Source organism: Streptomyces sp. NPDC051133, assembly GCF_040682635.1.
GTDB lineage: Bacteria > Actinomycetota > Actinomycetes > Streptomycetales > Streptomycetaceae > Streptomyces.
This window is the reverse complement of record NZ_JBFBBK010000034.1, coordinates 68633-82436: the sequence shown is the minus strand read 5'-3', so window position 1 is coordinate 82436 and position 13804 is coordinate 68633. Positions and strand designations below refer to the sequence as shown.

The following is a 13804-nucleotide window of genomic DNA, read 5'->3' as shown; positions in this document are numbered from 1 at the left end:
ACGACCGTCATGCTGCTGGCCGTTCCCCCATTCTGCGATGGGTGGGGCGTGGGTGACACGAGTCTGCGCAGCTACGACGGCTGTCCTGCCGTGATGGGACGGGATTTGGCTGATTGTCGACGGTCACGACTGGCGAGAGCTTTCCGGGCGAGGACGACCGCGCTCTGGTGGCGCAGTGGTGAAGCGGCTTGGGAGGCTGGCGTGGGAGCGCCATGTGAGGGGGTCGAGGCGGTACGGCAGCCCCGGCACAGGCCACCGATGAAGGCAACGGGGCGTCCTGGCACGCCGCACTCGGTGCACTCCGGCATGAGACAGCGGGGGCGGTCCGAAGGGGCCTCGTCGGAGGCCGCCGGTGCCGGGGTGGGTGGAGCCTGGGGCGGCAACTTGTCCCGCAGCCGCCGGGCGACGAACCCACGCGGGGCGTGGACGGTGTCTGGCAGACCAACTGTGAGCGCCTGGACGAGGGAGACGGGGCGGGCGCCGCGCTCCAGCCAGGGGATCACCAGGTCAACCAACGCCTCGCAGTCGGCGGCGGACAGGGCGAGCCGGGGTTCGTGGCTGCCGAGGCGGGCGAGGAGGCGGTAGGCGGTGGCGGCGTAGGGCTCGGTGGGCGCTGGCGCGGCCGACGGGGGCGCGGCTGGCGTGGGGGCGGCCGGCGCGTCGATGAATGGGGTGGTGTGGTCGGGCGTCGGGTTGACGGGCGCGACGGATGAGCTGGCCGCCGGGGCCTCTCCGGCTCCGAGGAAGGCGGCCCACCAGGCGTCGTCACGTGTGGTGCGGGACCAGTACGTACGGAACACCCAGCGGGTGCCGCTCTCACCGGTGACGGCGAGCCCACGGGCGCGGTGCAGGTGCCCGGCGCGGGACAGGGCGGTAAGGGCGCTGCTTACTGCCTGCTGGCCGTACAGGGGCAGGACCTTGGCGAGGCTCTTGATGTCCATGGCGGCGCCTTCGGGCAGCCGGTCGATGAACTCGGCGATGTAGGCCTCACGGGCGGGGAGATGCGAGAAGTCGGCGGGGCCGCGGGAGGCGGCGCCGGGCTCGGCCGGGACGGTGCGCTTCCCGTAGCCGGGGTTGGCCGTGGGGTGTGCGGGGGCGGGCAGGGCGGCGTTAGAGTTTTCGTAAGCCACGAGATCGGTCCACTTCGATCTTGGGGTGAGACCCCGGCGGGTGTTGGTAGCACCCGACCGGGGTTGTTTCTTGCCGCGAACGCTAGAGGGTGACGACGGCGTGTTGCAAGCCGGTCACGAAAAGTCACGGACGCTGGCAGGGAGGGTGGGTGGTGGGTTCAAACCAACCACCCATTCCTCACAAACGGTGCTCGACTCTTGGACCTTGAGGCTCGAAGCTCAAGCTCCGGTGCGGGCGTAGGCGACAAACGCCGTCCAGGCGGCCTCTGCGACGGCGAAGCGGGGGCTCTGGGAGCCGAGCTTCGAGTCTCGGACGTGGATGGTGTGGGGGCAGGGGGCGACTTCGACGCAAGCGGCGTCCTGACCCTCGCTGTAGCTGGACTTGCGCCAGTCGATGGCGACTTCGAGGCAGTTGCCGCCTTGGTCATCGCTGTAGCTGGACTTGAACCACACCAGGCTGTCGCTCACGGCTCCTCCGCCACCCCTCTGATGAACTCGGCCGACTCCTCAATACTGAGGGCGTGCATGCGGATCATGGCATGCCTTTGGTTCAGTGCACTCACCTTGTCCGGACTGGCGTGCAGCACGCTCACCTCCGGGCCCTCAACGTAGGCGAAAGCGTCATGTTCCGGTGATTCCAGAAGAACGATTGGTCCAGCGAGAGCAACGCCGTTGCACCGGCCGGCGGGCAGCACTTGCACCGACACGTTCCGCATCTGGCCGGCCTTCAGAAGATGCATGAGTTGCGCCCTCATGACGTCCTCGCCGCCGATGCCCGTCCGCAACGCAGCTTCATAGATCAGGAAGCTGTACAGCACGCTGATCCGTCGTGCCAGCGCTTCTTGACGGCGCAGCCTCGCAGCAACACGCTCGGCAACGGTCTCGTCGTCCAAGGGAGGGCAACTACCTCCGATCAGCGCCCGCGCGTACTCCTCAGTCTGCAACAAGCCCGGAATGAGCAACGGCTCGTAGCAGGTGAAGCTGATGGCCTCGGCCTCAAGTGCCATGAACTCCTGTGACCGCGCCGGGAACGGCTCCGGCTTCAGGTACTCCTGAGCCGCGACGAGCTTCCCGCCCGCCCCGCACACCTGATCCGCGACTTGCAGTAACCGCAGCGTCGGCCGACGGCGGCCGTTCTCCATCGACTTGACGTACTCGTAGTCGTAACCGGCTTCCTTGGCCAGCGCCTCCCGGCCGATCCCGGCTTCCGTACGCCACATCTTGATCTGGCTGCCGCAGTACCGCCAGGCGATGGGCGGCTGGGAGTTCACCTCGGTCGACACGCACACCTCCGCCGGGTCCACACCGGGTACAACCACCTGCTGTACCTGCACCGTTACTCGTGAGGCTACGCGCGAACCGGGACCGTGATCTGGCCAATCGTCAGAACTTCCACGCAAGGGATGAACAGCGCATGCACAGCCCGTGGCTCCCGCTGCCCACGACAGCGACCCCGAAGGACATCGAGTGGCGCCTGCCGCGTCACGCACGAAGCGTGGGCAGGGCACGCGAGCTGTTTCGCGAGCAGGCGGCGTCATGGGGTCTGCCGCAGGACGTGACCGACACGGCGGAACTCCTTCTCAGCGAGCTGATGACCAACGCGTACCGCCACGCGAAGGTCCCGGCCGGCCGGGAGATCTGGGCCCGCTGCGCGATCGTGGACGACCGAGTCCGCGTGACGGTGACGGACGCGAACGACACGCTCCCGACTCCGGGCACGGCATCTCCGGAAGCCGAGTCAGGCCGGGGGCTCACGCTGGTTGCGGCGCTGGCGGACGACTGGAATGCGGAGAAGAGGGAATGCGGCATTGGCAAGGAGGTGTGGTTCGAACTAGCTCTCGATAGCGTAGCTTAGCTACGCGACGAGTTCACTTGGCCTTCCGACCAGCAGGCCATCCACGATTCCACGGCGAAGCGTTCGAAGCTTCTCCAGTTCCGACACATCCAACTTTCGCTTGGCGTCAAATGCTTCAATGGGAGCAACAATGCGCCTTTGCTCTTCGACTGACGGAAGCGGGAGCCGAATTGCTGAGACTAGTGCACTGTTCAGATTCGTCTGGTTGGACCCCTGACCGATCTTACGGATTTCCTCGTAATGCCCCTCAAGCCAGTGATAGAGGTACCTGTGGTCGATCTTTTGTGGGTCACAGACGATGGCCGCAGCAGCCTGGTTCACAGTCGCATGCGTTCCCAGGACTGCACTTCTCCCCCGCGTGACACCTTCGCCGTACATGGCCAGTAGCACGCTTCCAGGCGGATAGACGCGAAGGCCCGTTTCCGCAACCGCCTTCTTCGTGACACGCTCCGAAGTCTCATTAATTACATCGAAACAGATCTCAGCCGTTCGCACCCAGGGAACGGTGCCTTCCGTCCAATAGTCCGAGCGTACGCGAGACGGGGTACTGCCAGAGCCCACGACGGCAACATCCTCGACAGTTACAACCGCAGCCTCTGAACGCGACAACAGCTGGCGACAAACTTCTTGACGAATCAAACGAGATTTGGAAATCGCCGCCTCGATGGCCCGCCCCTGCTCGCCTAGCGCCTCAAGCACTGCGACGATGCGCCGCTGCTCCTGAAGGCTCGGCCATCGGATCTTGAGTGCTTCGACCGCTGCCTGAGAAATGTTCTGCATGCTGAGACTGCTACCCGAAGCTGATACGCCGATCTGTTTGCGTACCTCGGGGCTGCACAAACTGAGCCTGACGAATTCTGGCTCTGCCAAACGTCGGTCCACCACAAGGCGCAGCGTCTTGTCCGACAGCATCAGCCTCTCTTGGCTCGGAGTCGCAATGCAGGCGGACCCCACTAGATCAGGCGTGTTGGCCCGCGAGAACAAGAGGTCACCCTGACGAACCTCGAACCGCTCATTGATCAGCGCAGGATCGTCGACCGCCTTGTTCTCCGTAGGCCGATAGCCAGCCGAGTTGATGGCGCTCACTTTGAGCACGCCCCAATGCCCAGGTGCGGCAGGCGCATCGGTCAAGCTCGGGCTGCGTCCGGTCTCGATGCGCAGCAGTCGAGAACCCAGCGGTGCAACTTCCCACTCGTCAGCCGACATACCCTAGCTCCCTCAAAAACCCGTCCAGCGCCTCCGCAGCCGCTTCCCGCCGTCCCTCGATCTCCCGCAGCGAAACCCCGTACTTCTGCTCCCACACCCGATACGCCTCCGCCAACTCCCGTCGGCGCCGCGCCACGTGCCCCTCCAGCTTGGCCGAAAGGTCGGCCCGGAGGATGTCGAGGACCACGTCCCGTTCGCCGCCCCGCTCGGCCAGCTCTCGGCGGGCCTTGGTCAGTCCCGCTTCCGACGGCTGGGAGGCGGCCTGAGCCTCGGCCTCAGCAGTGACCGGCAGGTCCAGCAACGCCCCCTGCCCAGTCCCGTCCTCCGCCGGAACCGCTCGCTGCCCCCTGCCAGGCGCCACCTTCTTCTTCGCGGCCTTCTCCCGCTCTGCCTCCCGCCTCCGGCGAATCGCGGCCACCGGCCAGAACCCGTCCTCCAGGTCCTCGACCAGCCGCTTCGCCTCCGTGCGCCGCTTCACCAGGTCCCGCATCTCGGTCTTACTCAGGACCGCTTCCGCCAAGGCCGGGTCAACAGAACCGGACTCGGAGTCGGAATCGGAGTCGCCGTCCAGCGCCGCCTGCTGTGCCTCGGCCAGTGCCGCCTCCGCCTCCTGCGCCGCCTTCACCTTCGCGTCCAGGTCGGCGTGGGTCTTCTCCGCTGCCGCCAGGTCCGCCAGGAACTTCGGCGCGATCGCGGCGACCACCTTGTGGTCGTAGGCCTGCCGCCGCTCCGCCGCCGTGCGCTCCCGTCGGCCGCCCGTGCGCGGGTCGGGCTCAGGGGCCAGCAGGGTCTCGACCGTCTCGACCCAGCCGTCGATCACCCCCGCGAAGCCGTTCACCGACAACGCCTTCAGCTCGTTCTTCGCCTCGTGCCACCAGCCGGCGACCGCGCCCGCGAGCGCGTACCGGTCGAGGAGGCCGACACTCAGCAGACGCTCCCCGAAGCTGCCAATGAGGTCCTTCCGCAGCCGCGCCAACTGTGCCTTGCGCTCCTGCTCTGTGCGGTCGTCACCGGCCAGTGGCTCAAGCGCCGCAATCTGCTCGGCCTCCGCCGCCCACCACTCGTCGTACGAGTCCCACAGCTTCTGCTCCCGACCGCTCGCCAGCTCCGCCAGGCGGGCCGGGTCCGGGCGGCGCTCCGGTGCGGGGAAGTCGACGTAGGCCGGGTCGTCGGCCCGTACGTCGAACAGGTCCGACACCTTGATGTCGTAGGCGTCCAGAAGGGACTTCTTTGCCTCGATCTCCGCCACCGGCACACCACCCACCAGGTGGGCCCGCACGTCCTGTGGTTCCGGCGGCGGGGTGTTGTCGACGTAGCGGCGGATGTTGAAGTTGAAGTCGTTGTCCGACAGTTCGTCCCGCGTCACCGCGCGGGCGAAGCCCGGCACGTCCTCGAAGATCTCGTCGTCCTGCCAGGAGTGGAACGTGGAGACGATCTTCTCGATGTGCTCGGGGAGCAGGAGGTTCTGCGCGCGCTCGGCGTGGTACTCCCGGTCCGCGTTGATGAAGAGGACCTTGCCCCGGCGGTCGGGGCGGCGTCGGCTCGGCGGGCGCAGGACCAGGACGCAGGCGGGGATGCCGGTGCCGTAGAACAGGTTGGGCGCCAGGCCGATGACGGCCTCGATCAGGTCGTGGTCCATGAGGAGCTTCGCGCGGATCCTCTGTTCCTCGCCGCCCCGGAAGAGCACGCCGTGCGGCATGACCGTGAAGACCGCGCCCGACCGCTGCTTGACCATGTCCAGCATGTGCTGGAGGAACATCAGGTCCGCCTTGCCGCGCTCGGACGTCTCGCCGTGCGGCATGCGCTCCTTCAGGCGCGGTACCTCGTCCTTCTTGTAGTCCATCGAGAAGGGCGGGTTGCTGAGGACCAGGTCGAAGCCGCCCTCGGGGTGCAGCGGGTTGGTGAGGGTGTCGCCCGTGCGCAGGGAGAACTTCTTCGCCCCGTGGAAGAGCATGTTCATCGTGGCCATCACCCAGGAGCCGCTGTTGGCGTCCTGGCCGGCGAGGCCCAGGTTACGGGAGTCGCCGCCGTGCTCGTCCACGTACTCCATGGCGTGGATGAGCATGCCGCCCGATCCCACACACGGGTCGTACACCCGCATGTCGCCATGCGGGCGGGCCAGTTCCACCATCATCCGGACGACGGCACGCGGGGTGTAGAACTCGCCGCCCTTGCTGCCCGCCGAGTCCGCGAAGTCCTTGATCAGGTACTCGTACGCGGCACCGATCATGTCGGGGAATTCGAAGTCCTCCCCGCGCAGCCGGATGCCGCCGAAGTGGTCGATGAGGGCGGCAAGGCGCTTGTCGGCCAGTTCGGCGGCCGACTTGCGGGCGCTGCCGCCGCCTCCGATGCGGTTGAAGTTGACGTGTGCGAACAGGCCTCGAAGCTCGCTGTTGCCCGGCTGGCGTTCGAGGGCGTCCAGGGCGGGCTGAAGATACTCGCTGGCCACGTTGTCGACCGCGCCCGCCAGGTGGTCCCAGCGTGCGGCCGGAGGAACGAAGATCGCGCCGTGTTCGTCGTACCACTGGTACGACTCGGCCTCTTCCTTCGCCTCCGCCTCGGTGTCACCCCCCGCCAGGCGCTCCTTGATAATCGCCTCGCGGGCCGCCTCGAACTCGTCGTTGACCCGCTTCAGGAACAGCAGCACGAAGATGAAGTCGCGGTACTCGGCGGCGTCCATCGTGCCGCGCAGGATGTCGGCCGCCGCGAAGAGATGGCGTTCCAACTGCGCGAGCGTGAGCTTGGCCACGTACGGCTCTCCCCTGGTGACTGATCGGCTTCCGCTGGCAACCCTGCATGGCGACGCGAGGGTGCAGAGGGAAGCCTACGGTCTTCTGGAGGGCCTCTTTCACCGTGTGCGCACGGTGACCGAAAGTGGCCCCGATGCCCGAGGCCTGTGGCCCCTCGACCGCCCAGTCAGTAGTCGGAGACGTCCAGGCCCTCCTCGACAAACCTCCACACATCCGTGTAAGGGTCCCAGCCATTCTGGTCCGCGCGGCCAGCGTGACGGCGGGCGAGGCCCTCCGCATAGCGCTGCGCCGTCTTGTACCGGCCGCTCAGCTGACCGGGCATGACCTGCTTGACCTGCTCCTCGGAGAGGGACCGGATGGTGGGCCCGTAGGTCTGCGCGAATCCCGGCTGCTGCTTCAGCCGGTTCGCCGCGCTGTCGCAGACTCCGCCGAAGGTGCTCGTGTAGTTCTGGTAGTGCAGCAGTCGCCACAGCTCAAAGCACGGGTGGGAGTAGGCGACGTGCAGTTCCTCCCTCCTAGCCCTGGCGAACGCCGTGGGGATGTCCTCGTGCTCGTCACGGTCGAACAGACACCACACCTGCGGCCAGCTCCAGTCGTCGGGCTCGATCCCGGCCTTCGCGGCGGCTCGCCGGACCTCGTGCCACTTGGTGATGGCGTCCTCCACCAAGGGGAGCGGCTTGCGGCGCTTGGTCGGCGCCCGGCGGTTCTCGACCTTGCAGACGATCTCGTGCTCGGGTTCCTTGCGGGTGCCGTTCTCCGTCACGAAGGTGATGAAGCCGGGTTCTGTGACCTCGCCCTCGGTGAAGACGTATACCTCTCGTCGTAGCTTCCGCTGTCGCTTGACCCGTGCCGGATTGTCCCGCCCCTTGTCCCTCGCCATCAGGACCGCTCTGCCTCCCCTGCCAGTGCCGCGAGGACCTTGCGTCCGATCTGGCCCTGGTCGACATTCGGTACGGCACCGTAAGCGCCGGCCAGGTACGAGTCCTCGAGATCTTCTTCGGGCTTGGGGTCGAAGTCGCTCAGCGGGTACAGCTCGGTGGCTCCGCGCTTGTCCTTCTCCGTCAGCCAGATCTGGCCTGGTTCGAGCAGCCTGCCGCCTCTCGGGCTCTTCAGGAGAGAGGCATCGTGGGAGGTGAAGAGCAGCTGGGCGTTCTTCTTGTTGGACCAGGGCGCCTGGAACAGGCTGACCACCTCTGACGCGAACTTCGGGTGCAGGCTCGCGTCGAGCTCGTCGATCAGCAGCACCGCGCCGCTGTCCAGGGCCAGCAGAAGCGGACCGATCAGAGCGAACCAGGAACGGGTCCCGAAGGATTCCTTCGCCCAGTCGAGGGCCACCGCGGTGTCACGGTCGTTTCCGTGCAGGAGTCTGACCGTGGGGGGTCTGCCCCCCGGCTGGCGTTCGACCTCGGCTCCCTGGATACCGAGGTCGGCCACTCTCAACAGCTCCCGGACGCGTGCTCCGTTCCGGTCGTCGAGGAGTTGCTGGGCCGTGTAGTTCTCCCGGTCCCGCAGCTCGGTCTCGGGGGTGATGTCCCACAGGTTCGACCGGAACCAGTCGTAGATGCGGGACAGCTGAGGGTGGTTGTCGCTCGCGGCGCGGCTGAGGAGAAGGGCGTTCGGGCGCGTGGAGCGCGCCAGTCTGGCGCGGTCCTGAACACGGTCACCGGGAAAGTCGTAGGGGTTGTCCCTGGTGGCGTCCCTGTCCAGCCAGACCTGTCGGCGGCCTTTGGGGTAGGCATGGAGCCACTCCGACTCGACCCTCCGGTCCCCCAGCTCGAAGCCGTAGGTCCAGCGCACCCCGTCGTCGAGGGCGAAGTCCGCCTCGTAGAAAGTGCTCTCGCCTGGCGACTCGGCATCGAGGGCGAAAGGCTCGCGCTCGGGGACTCCGGTGTAGGAGGTCCACAACCCGTAGGAGTCCAGGACCGCACTTCTCATCTTTTTCAACGCGGTGATGACGTTGGACTTGCCCGAAGCGTTGGCACCGAAGACTCCAAGAACCGGATAGATCTCCAATTGCTTGCCGTCTGAGAGCAGAACCATGCGCCCCGCGTCGGATTCCTCACGGGGTGGAACGACGAAGGACAGCTCCTGCTCATCGCGCAGTGACCGTACGTTCGCTGTGCGGAAACGCAGCAGCATGCGAACCCTCCTCCCGTCGGGCCCAGCGTAACGGTGTGATCGTCGGCGCGCCTAGCAGACGGTCAGACCAGCCGGCGCGCCGTCGCCCAGCGGGTCAGTTCGTGCCGGTTGGACAGCTGGAGCTTGCGCAGGACCGCCGAGACATGGGACTCGACCGTCTTCACCGAGATGAACAGCTGCTTGGCGATCTCCTTGTAGGCGTAGCCCCGGGCGATCAGGCGCAGCACCTCGCGCTCGCGCTGGGTGAGGCGGTCGAGGTCCTCGTCCACGGGCGGGGCGTCGGTGGAGGCGAAGGCGTCCAGCACGAACCCGGCCAGGCGCGGGGAGAAGACGGCGTCGCCCTCCTGGACCCGGAAGATCGAGTCGATCAGGTCGGTACCGGTGATGGTCTTGGTGACATAGCCGCGGGCGCCACCGCGGATCACGCCGATCACGTCCTCCGCCGCGTCCGACACGGACAGCGCGAGGAAGCGGACGGGCCGCTCGGCGTCCGCCATCAACGCCGCGCACCGGCGCAGCACTTCGACGCCGCCGCCGCCCGGCAGATGGACGTCGAGGAGGACCACCTCGGGCCGGGTCGCGGTGATGACCGTGACCGCCTGGTCGACGTCCGCGGCCTCGCCGACCACCTCGACGCCGGTCTCGGCGGTCTGGCCGATCTCGGCCTGGACGCCGGTGCGGAACATCCGGTGGTCGTCCACCAGCACGACCTGTACGTGCCGCCCCGCCTCCGGCGCTCCCGCCGTGCCGTTCGCCTCGGTCGCGTCGCTCATGACGTCTTCTCCGCCCTCTCCATCTCCAGCTCGACCTCCGTGCCGCCGTCCGGCACCGCACGCAGCCGCGCCGTGCCGCCGTTGCGTTCCATGCGGCCGATGATCGATTCTCTAACGCCCATGCGGTCGGCGGGTATCGAGTCGAGGTCGAAGCCCGGGCCCCGGTCGCGCACGGACACGAAGACCGTCCTCCCCTCGACCTCGGCATAGACCTGTACGGCACCGCCCTCGCCACCGTACTTGGCGGCGTTCACCATCGCCTCGCGCGCGGCCTGCATCTGGGCGCCGATTCTCTCGTCGAGCGGGCAGTCGCCGACCACGACGACCTCGATGGGCACGCCGTGCTTGTCCTCCACCTCGGCCGCGTTGCGCCGCACCGCCTCGGCGACCGTGTCCGGCTCGTCGGCCTCGTCCTTGCCGGTGCCCTCCGGCTTGTACAGCCAGGTGCGCAGGTCGCGCTCCTGGGCGCGGGCCAGGCGGCGGACCTCGTTCGCGTTGTCGGCGTTGCGCTGGATCAGGGTGAGGGTGTGCAGCACGGAGTCGTGGACGTGGGCGGCGACCTCGGCGCGCTCCTGGGCGCGGATGCGCATCAGGCGCTCCTCGGAGAGGTCCTGGGTCATACGCACCAGGTAGGGCCCGGCGAGCAGCGTGATGCCGACGAGGACGGCGAGGGCCGCCTGGAGGACCGCGCCGAGGTGGGCGGCGGAGCCCTGCAGGACGAAGATGGCGGAGACACCGGCCGTGACGAGCAGGACACCGGCGGCCGCGCGCACCAGGGTGAGGGTGCGGCGCCGGCGGCCGGCCTCGGCCCAGCGGGCCCGCCGGGCGTTGTCCGCCTGCCGCCAGACCAGGGCGACACCGGCTGCGACGAGCACGGCGGGCACCAGATAGGCCTTGGCCGCGCCGCTGAGATTGACGCTGCCCACGAACACCATGGACACGATGACCATGAGGAGCAGCGCGGCGATCTGCCCCTTGTCCGGCTTGCGGGTCACCAGCCTGCGCCGGCCGCCCGGCGCGGTCTCCGTGGCCACCAGCGGCGGCTTCTGGTCGCCGACACCGCCGACGCCGAGCGGGACGAAGAACCAGAAGGCCGCGTACAGCAGCGCACCGAGTCCGTTGGCCATGAACAGGCCGACGAAGGCGAGCCGCACCCAGATGACGGGCAGCCCGAGATGCCCGGCCAGGCCCCGCGCCACTCCGCCGAGCCAGCGTCCGTCGCTGCTGCGGTAGAGCTTGCGCGGCGGCCGCGGGTCGTCGAGTGGCGGGCTTGCGGCTTCCGGCATGCCAACGATGGTCACACGTCGGGCGGGGCAGAGCATCAGGGTCGGCCCCCGAGACGCCCCTGATCTTCGCCGGGGGCGGCCCGGGGAAGGGTGGACGGGCGGCGGTCCGGGCCCCTCGAACGCTTCCCGGCCCCGCCTCAGGGCCGATTTCAGGGTTCACCCAGGGTCGTCCCGGCTGCCGTCGCACCGGCCGGGCCGTCACCATGGACGCATGACGGATCACGAGCACGCCGCGACGGGTCCGGGACCCGGCCCCGGCCCGCGCCCGGACCCGGGCACCGGGCCGACGGATGCCGCGCCCGCCGCGACGGAGGGGACGGGGGCGGCCGACACCGGCACGGGGACCGACGCCGGAACCGGCACCGACCGCCGGACCGACGACCAGGACCAGGGCCAGGACCAGGACCAGGACCAGCTGCACCAGGACATCGCCGGGACCCCCGACCCGTTCCGGCGCGACCGCGGGCACAAGATGATCGCGGGCGTGTGCGCGGGACTGGGCCGGCACACCGACATGGACCCGGTGATCTTCCGGATCACCCTGGCCGTGCTCTCGGCGACCGGCGGCATCGGCCTCATCTTCTACGGCTTCGCCTGGCTGCTGGTGCCGTACGAGGACAAGGAGGAGAACGAGGTCCGCAAACTGCTCACCGGCCGGGTCGACGGCCAGGCGCTGGCCGCCGTGCTGTTCGCCCTGGTCGGCTGCGGGGTCTTCCTGACCATGCTGAGAAACGGCGCGGTGCTGGCCTTCGCCGTGGTGCTCTCCCTGCTGCTGGCGGGCGCCGGGTACTGGTCGCGGCGCCGTGGCGCCCCCGATCCCGACCCGCTCTCCGCGCAGGCCGCCGCCGACGCCCCGCCGGAGGCCCAGGCGCCGCCGGTCGTCACCGCCTACCCGTCCTGGTGGCGGGACCCGATCGTCAAGGACGGCACCCATGTCGGTGGCACCGGCTACCTCTGGGGCCCCGGCGAGGCCCGCGGGCCGGACCCCCTCTCGGCCGTCGACGTCGGCATCGCCATCCCCTGGACCCACCCCGGCTCCCCACAGCCGCCGCGCACCACCGCGCCGAGACCGCGCGGCCCGCGCTGGATCGGCGGCTGGGTGTTCCTCTTCGCCCTGCTGGCCGGCGGCCTGGGCTCCGGGCTGACCTGGGACACCCACCCGCTGGGAACCAGCCTGCAGACCGGTCTGGCCTGTGCGCTGGCGGTCTTCGGACTGGGCGTCATGGTCAGCGCCGTCCTGGGCCGTACGGGAGCGGGGACGGTGTTCCTGGCACTCGTCACGGCGGCGCTGCTCACCGGGGCGGCGGCCATGCCCCGGGACATCACCACCCACTGGCGGGATACGTCCTGGAGACCGGCGGCGTCCACGGAGCTGCGGCCCCGGTACGAGCTCGGCACCGGGCGGGCCACCCTGGACCTGACCCGGATACGGCCGGGTAAGGGACAGACCGCCGCCACGGACGCCCGTGTGGGCGCGGGACAGCTGAAGGTGATCCTGCCGGCGGACGCGACCGTGCACATGGACATCGACGTGGGCGTGGGCGACATCCGGCTGCCCGGCGCCGACAGGAAGGACGTGGACGTGCAGCCGGGCAGGCACAAGGCCGTGACGGTGGCGCCGGCCAAGGGCGCCAAGGACGCGGGCACCCTGGACCTCACGCTGGGGGTCGGGGTCGGAGAGGTGGAGGTCAGCCGTGCTGCGTCATGAGTTCCAGCCGGGGAGGCTGGTCGCCGGGCTCTTCCTGACGGCCACGGGTGTGGTCTACGCGGGAGACGCGGCCGGGGTGTGGCGGACGCCGTGGTTCGTGGTCGTGCCGCTGGTGGTCGGCGGCCTGTGCCTGGCCGGCGCCACGGGGGTGCTGGCCAGGGCGATACGCAGACGGGGTGGCGCCGAGGGTGGCTAGGTGCGGACTCCCGGGAGGACGCCGGTGACACGCCTGCCGGATGCTTGCACAGGTGAGGGCCTCTGGGTTTGGTGGGCCTTCCGGGTTCGGCGGCCTTACCGGTAGCCGCCGGACCGTCGGCGGCGTCGGGTCCGCCAGGCCGCGTCCAGGGAGAGATAGGGGGCGCCGGCGAGGATCAGCGGCAGCCAGGCCATCAGGTAGGCGAGGTCGTTGCCGTAGTAGTAGGGGGTCGTCGCCCAGCTCACCGTCAGCCAGAGGCTGAGCGAGATCAGGGCGCCGCCGAGTGCGGCCAGCCGTCCGAACAGGCCGAGCAGGGTGCCGATGCCGACGGCCACTTCGCCGAGGGCGATGGCGCAGCCGAAGCCGACCGGGCTCTTCAGCGCCAGGTCGATCAGCGCCGGGACGGCGGCGGAGTCGCGGGCCGCGCGCATGGTGTCGCCGATCGAACCCGTGCCGGCGGCCTTCAGGAAGGCGCTGTCGGTGAGCTTGTTCAGGCCCGCGTAGATGAAGGTGACGCCGAGGAAGATGCGGAGGGGGAGCAGGGCGTACTGGGCCGCGGTGTCCCGCAGGTCGCGCGAGCTGCTCAGCCAGTGCGCGTCCGTGTCCGTCCGGATGCTGTGGGTCATCGTTTACAGCCGCCTCTCGCCCGAGGTACCGCCCCTCACTTCGACGATACGTATGACGAGTGGGCCCCGTTCAATCCTGTCCCGCGGGTTTTTCCGGATTTCGGTCCACGCACAGCGCAAGGGTGCGCGCAAAGG

General features: G+C 68.9%; 13 protein-coding genes. 3 read left to right on the top strand and 10 right to left on the bottom strand.

Annotated elements, in window-relative coordinates; all coding sequences use genetic code 11:
* Window positions 1-71: 71 nt before the first annotated feature.
* The 3 genes from AB0N17_RS30420 to AB0N17_RS30410 form a co-directional block, all read right to left on the bottom strand.
* Complete coding sequence (locus AB0N17_RS30420; RefSeq protein WP_366014759.1) at window positions 72-1130, bottom strand: hypothetical protein; 1059 nt, start codon at window positions 1128-1130, stop codon at window positions 72-74.
* A gap of 219 nt (window positions 1131-1349) precedes the next feature.
* Complete coding sequence (locus tag AB0N17_RS30415; protein WP_366014758.1) at window positions 1350-1598, bottom strand: DUF397 domain-containing protein; 249 nt, start codon at window positions 1596-1598, stop codon at window positions 1350-1352.
* Window positions 1595-2413, bottom strand: coding sequence for a helix-turn-helix transcriptional regulator (locus AB0N17_RS30410; RefSeq protein ID WP_366014757.1), 819 nt, complete (start codon window positions 2411-2413; stop codon window positions 1595-1597). Before AB0N17_RS30410 ends, AB0N17_RS30415 begins: the two co-directional genes overlap by 4 nt.
* Window positions 2414-2544: 131 nt before the next feature.
* Between AB0N17_RS30410 and AB0N17_RS30405 the strand changes: the two genes are divergently transcribed.
* On the top strand, window positions 2545-2985 hold the full coding sequence (locus AB0N17_RS30405; protein WP_366014756.1) for an ATP-binding protein: 441 nt from the start codon (window positions 2545-2547) through the stop codon (window positions 2983-2985).
* On the opposite strand, the gene AB0N17_RS30400 is transcribed toward AB0N17_RS30405, so the two are convergent.
* The 6 genes from AB0N17_RS30400 to AB0N17_RS30375 all read right to left on the bottom strand — a co-directional run bounded on the left by AB0N17_RS30400 (window position 2986) and on the right by AB0N17_RS30375 (window position 11139).
* The gene (locus AB0N17_RS30400) at window positions 2986-4191 is read right to left on the bottom strand and encodes a restriction endonuclease subunit S (RefSeq protein ID WP_366014755.1); all 1206 of its coding nucleotides are present in this window, start codon (window positions 4189-4191) and stop codon (window positions 2986-2988) included. It abuts the gene before it with no gap.
* Window positions 4181-6940, bottom strand: a complete 2760-nt coding sequence (locus tag AB0N17_RS30395) for a class I SAM-dependent DNA methyltransferase (protein ID WP_366014754.1) — start codon at window positions 6938-6940, stop codon at window positions 4181-4183. The genes AB0N17_RS30400 and AB0N17_RS30395 overlap by 11 nt, the downstream gene beginning before the upstream one ends.
* 167 nt (window positions 6941-7107) lie before the next feature.
* Window positions 7108-7821: an RloB family protein gene (locus AB0N17_RS30390; RefSeq protein ID WP_366014753.1), complete on the bottom strand. Its 714-nt coding sequence runs from the start codon at window positions 7819-7821 to the stop codon at window positions 7108-7110.
* Window positions 7821-9080 (bottom strand): ATP-binding protein, encoded by a 1260-nt coding sequence (locus AB0N17_RS30385; RefSeq protein WP_366014752.1) that lies wholly within the window; start codon window positions 9078-9080, stop codon window positions 7821-7823. The genes AB0N17_RS30390 and AB0N17_RS30385 overlap by 1 nt, the downstream gene beginning before the upstream one ends.
* A 62-nt stretch (window positions 9081-9142) precedes the next feature.
* Window positions 9143-9853: a response regulator transcription factor gene (locus tag AB0N17_RS30380; RefSeq protein ID WP_366014751.1), complete on the bottom strand. Its 711-nt coding sequence runs from the start codon at window positions 9851-9853 to the stop codon at window positions 9143-9145.
* Window positions 9850-11139, bottom strand: coding sequence for a PspC domain-containing protein (locus AB0N17_RS30375; protein WP_366014750.1), 1290 nt, complete (start codon window positions 11137-11139; stop codon window positions 9850-9852). Before AB0N17_RS30375 ends, AB0N17_RS30380 begins: the two co-directional genes overlap by 4 nt.
* A 211-nt stretch (window positions 11140-11350) precedes the next feature.
* Here AB0N17_RS30375 and AB0N17_RS30370 point away from each other — a divergent pair, with 211 nt between their 5' ends.
* The gene (locus tag AB0N17_RS30370) at window positions 11351-12847 is read left to right on the top strand and encodes a PspC domain-containing protein (RefSeq protein WP_366014749.1); all 1497 of its coding nucleotides are present in this window, start codon (window positions 11351-11353) and stop codon (window positions 12845-12847) included.
* A complete protein-coding gene (locus tag AB0N17_RS30365; RefSeq protein WP_366014748.1) occupies window positions 12834-13043 on the top strand; it encodes a hypothetical protein in 210 nt (69 codons plus the stop codon). The genes AB0N17_RS30370 and AB0N17_RS30365 overlap by 14 nt, the downstream gene beginning before the upstream one ends.
* 95 nt (window positions 13044-13138) lie before the next feature.
* On the opposite strand, the gene AB0N17_RS30360 is transcribed toward AB0N17_RS30365, so the two are convergent.
* Window positions 13139-13669, bottom strand: coding sequence for a DoxX family protein (locus tag AB0N17_RS30360; RefSeq protein ID WP_366014747.1), 531 nt, complete (start codon window positions 13667-13669; stop codon window positions 13139-13141).
* Between the last annotated feature and the right edge of the window lie 135 nt (window positions 13670-13804).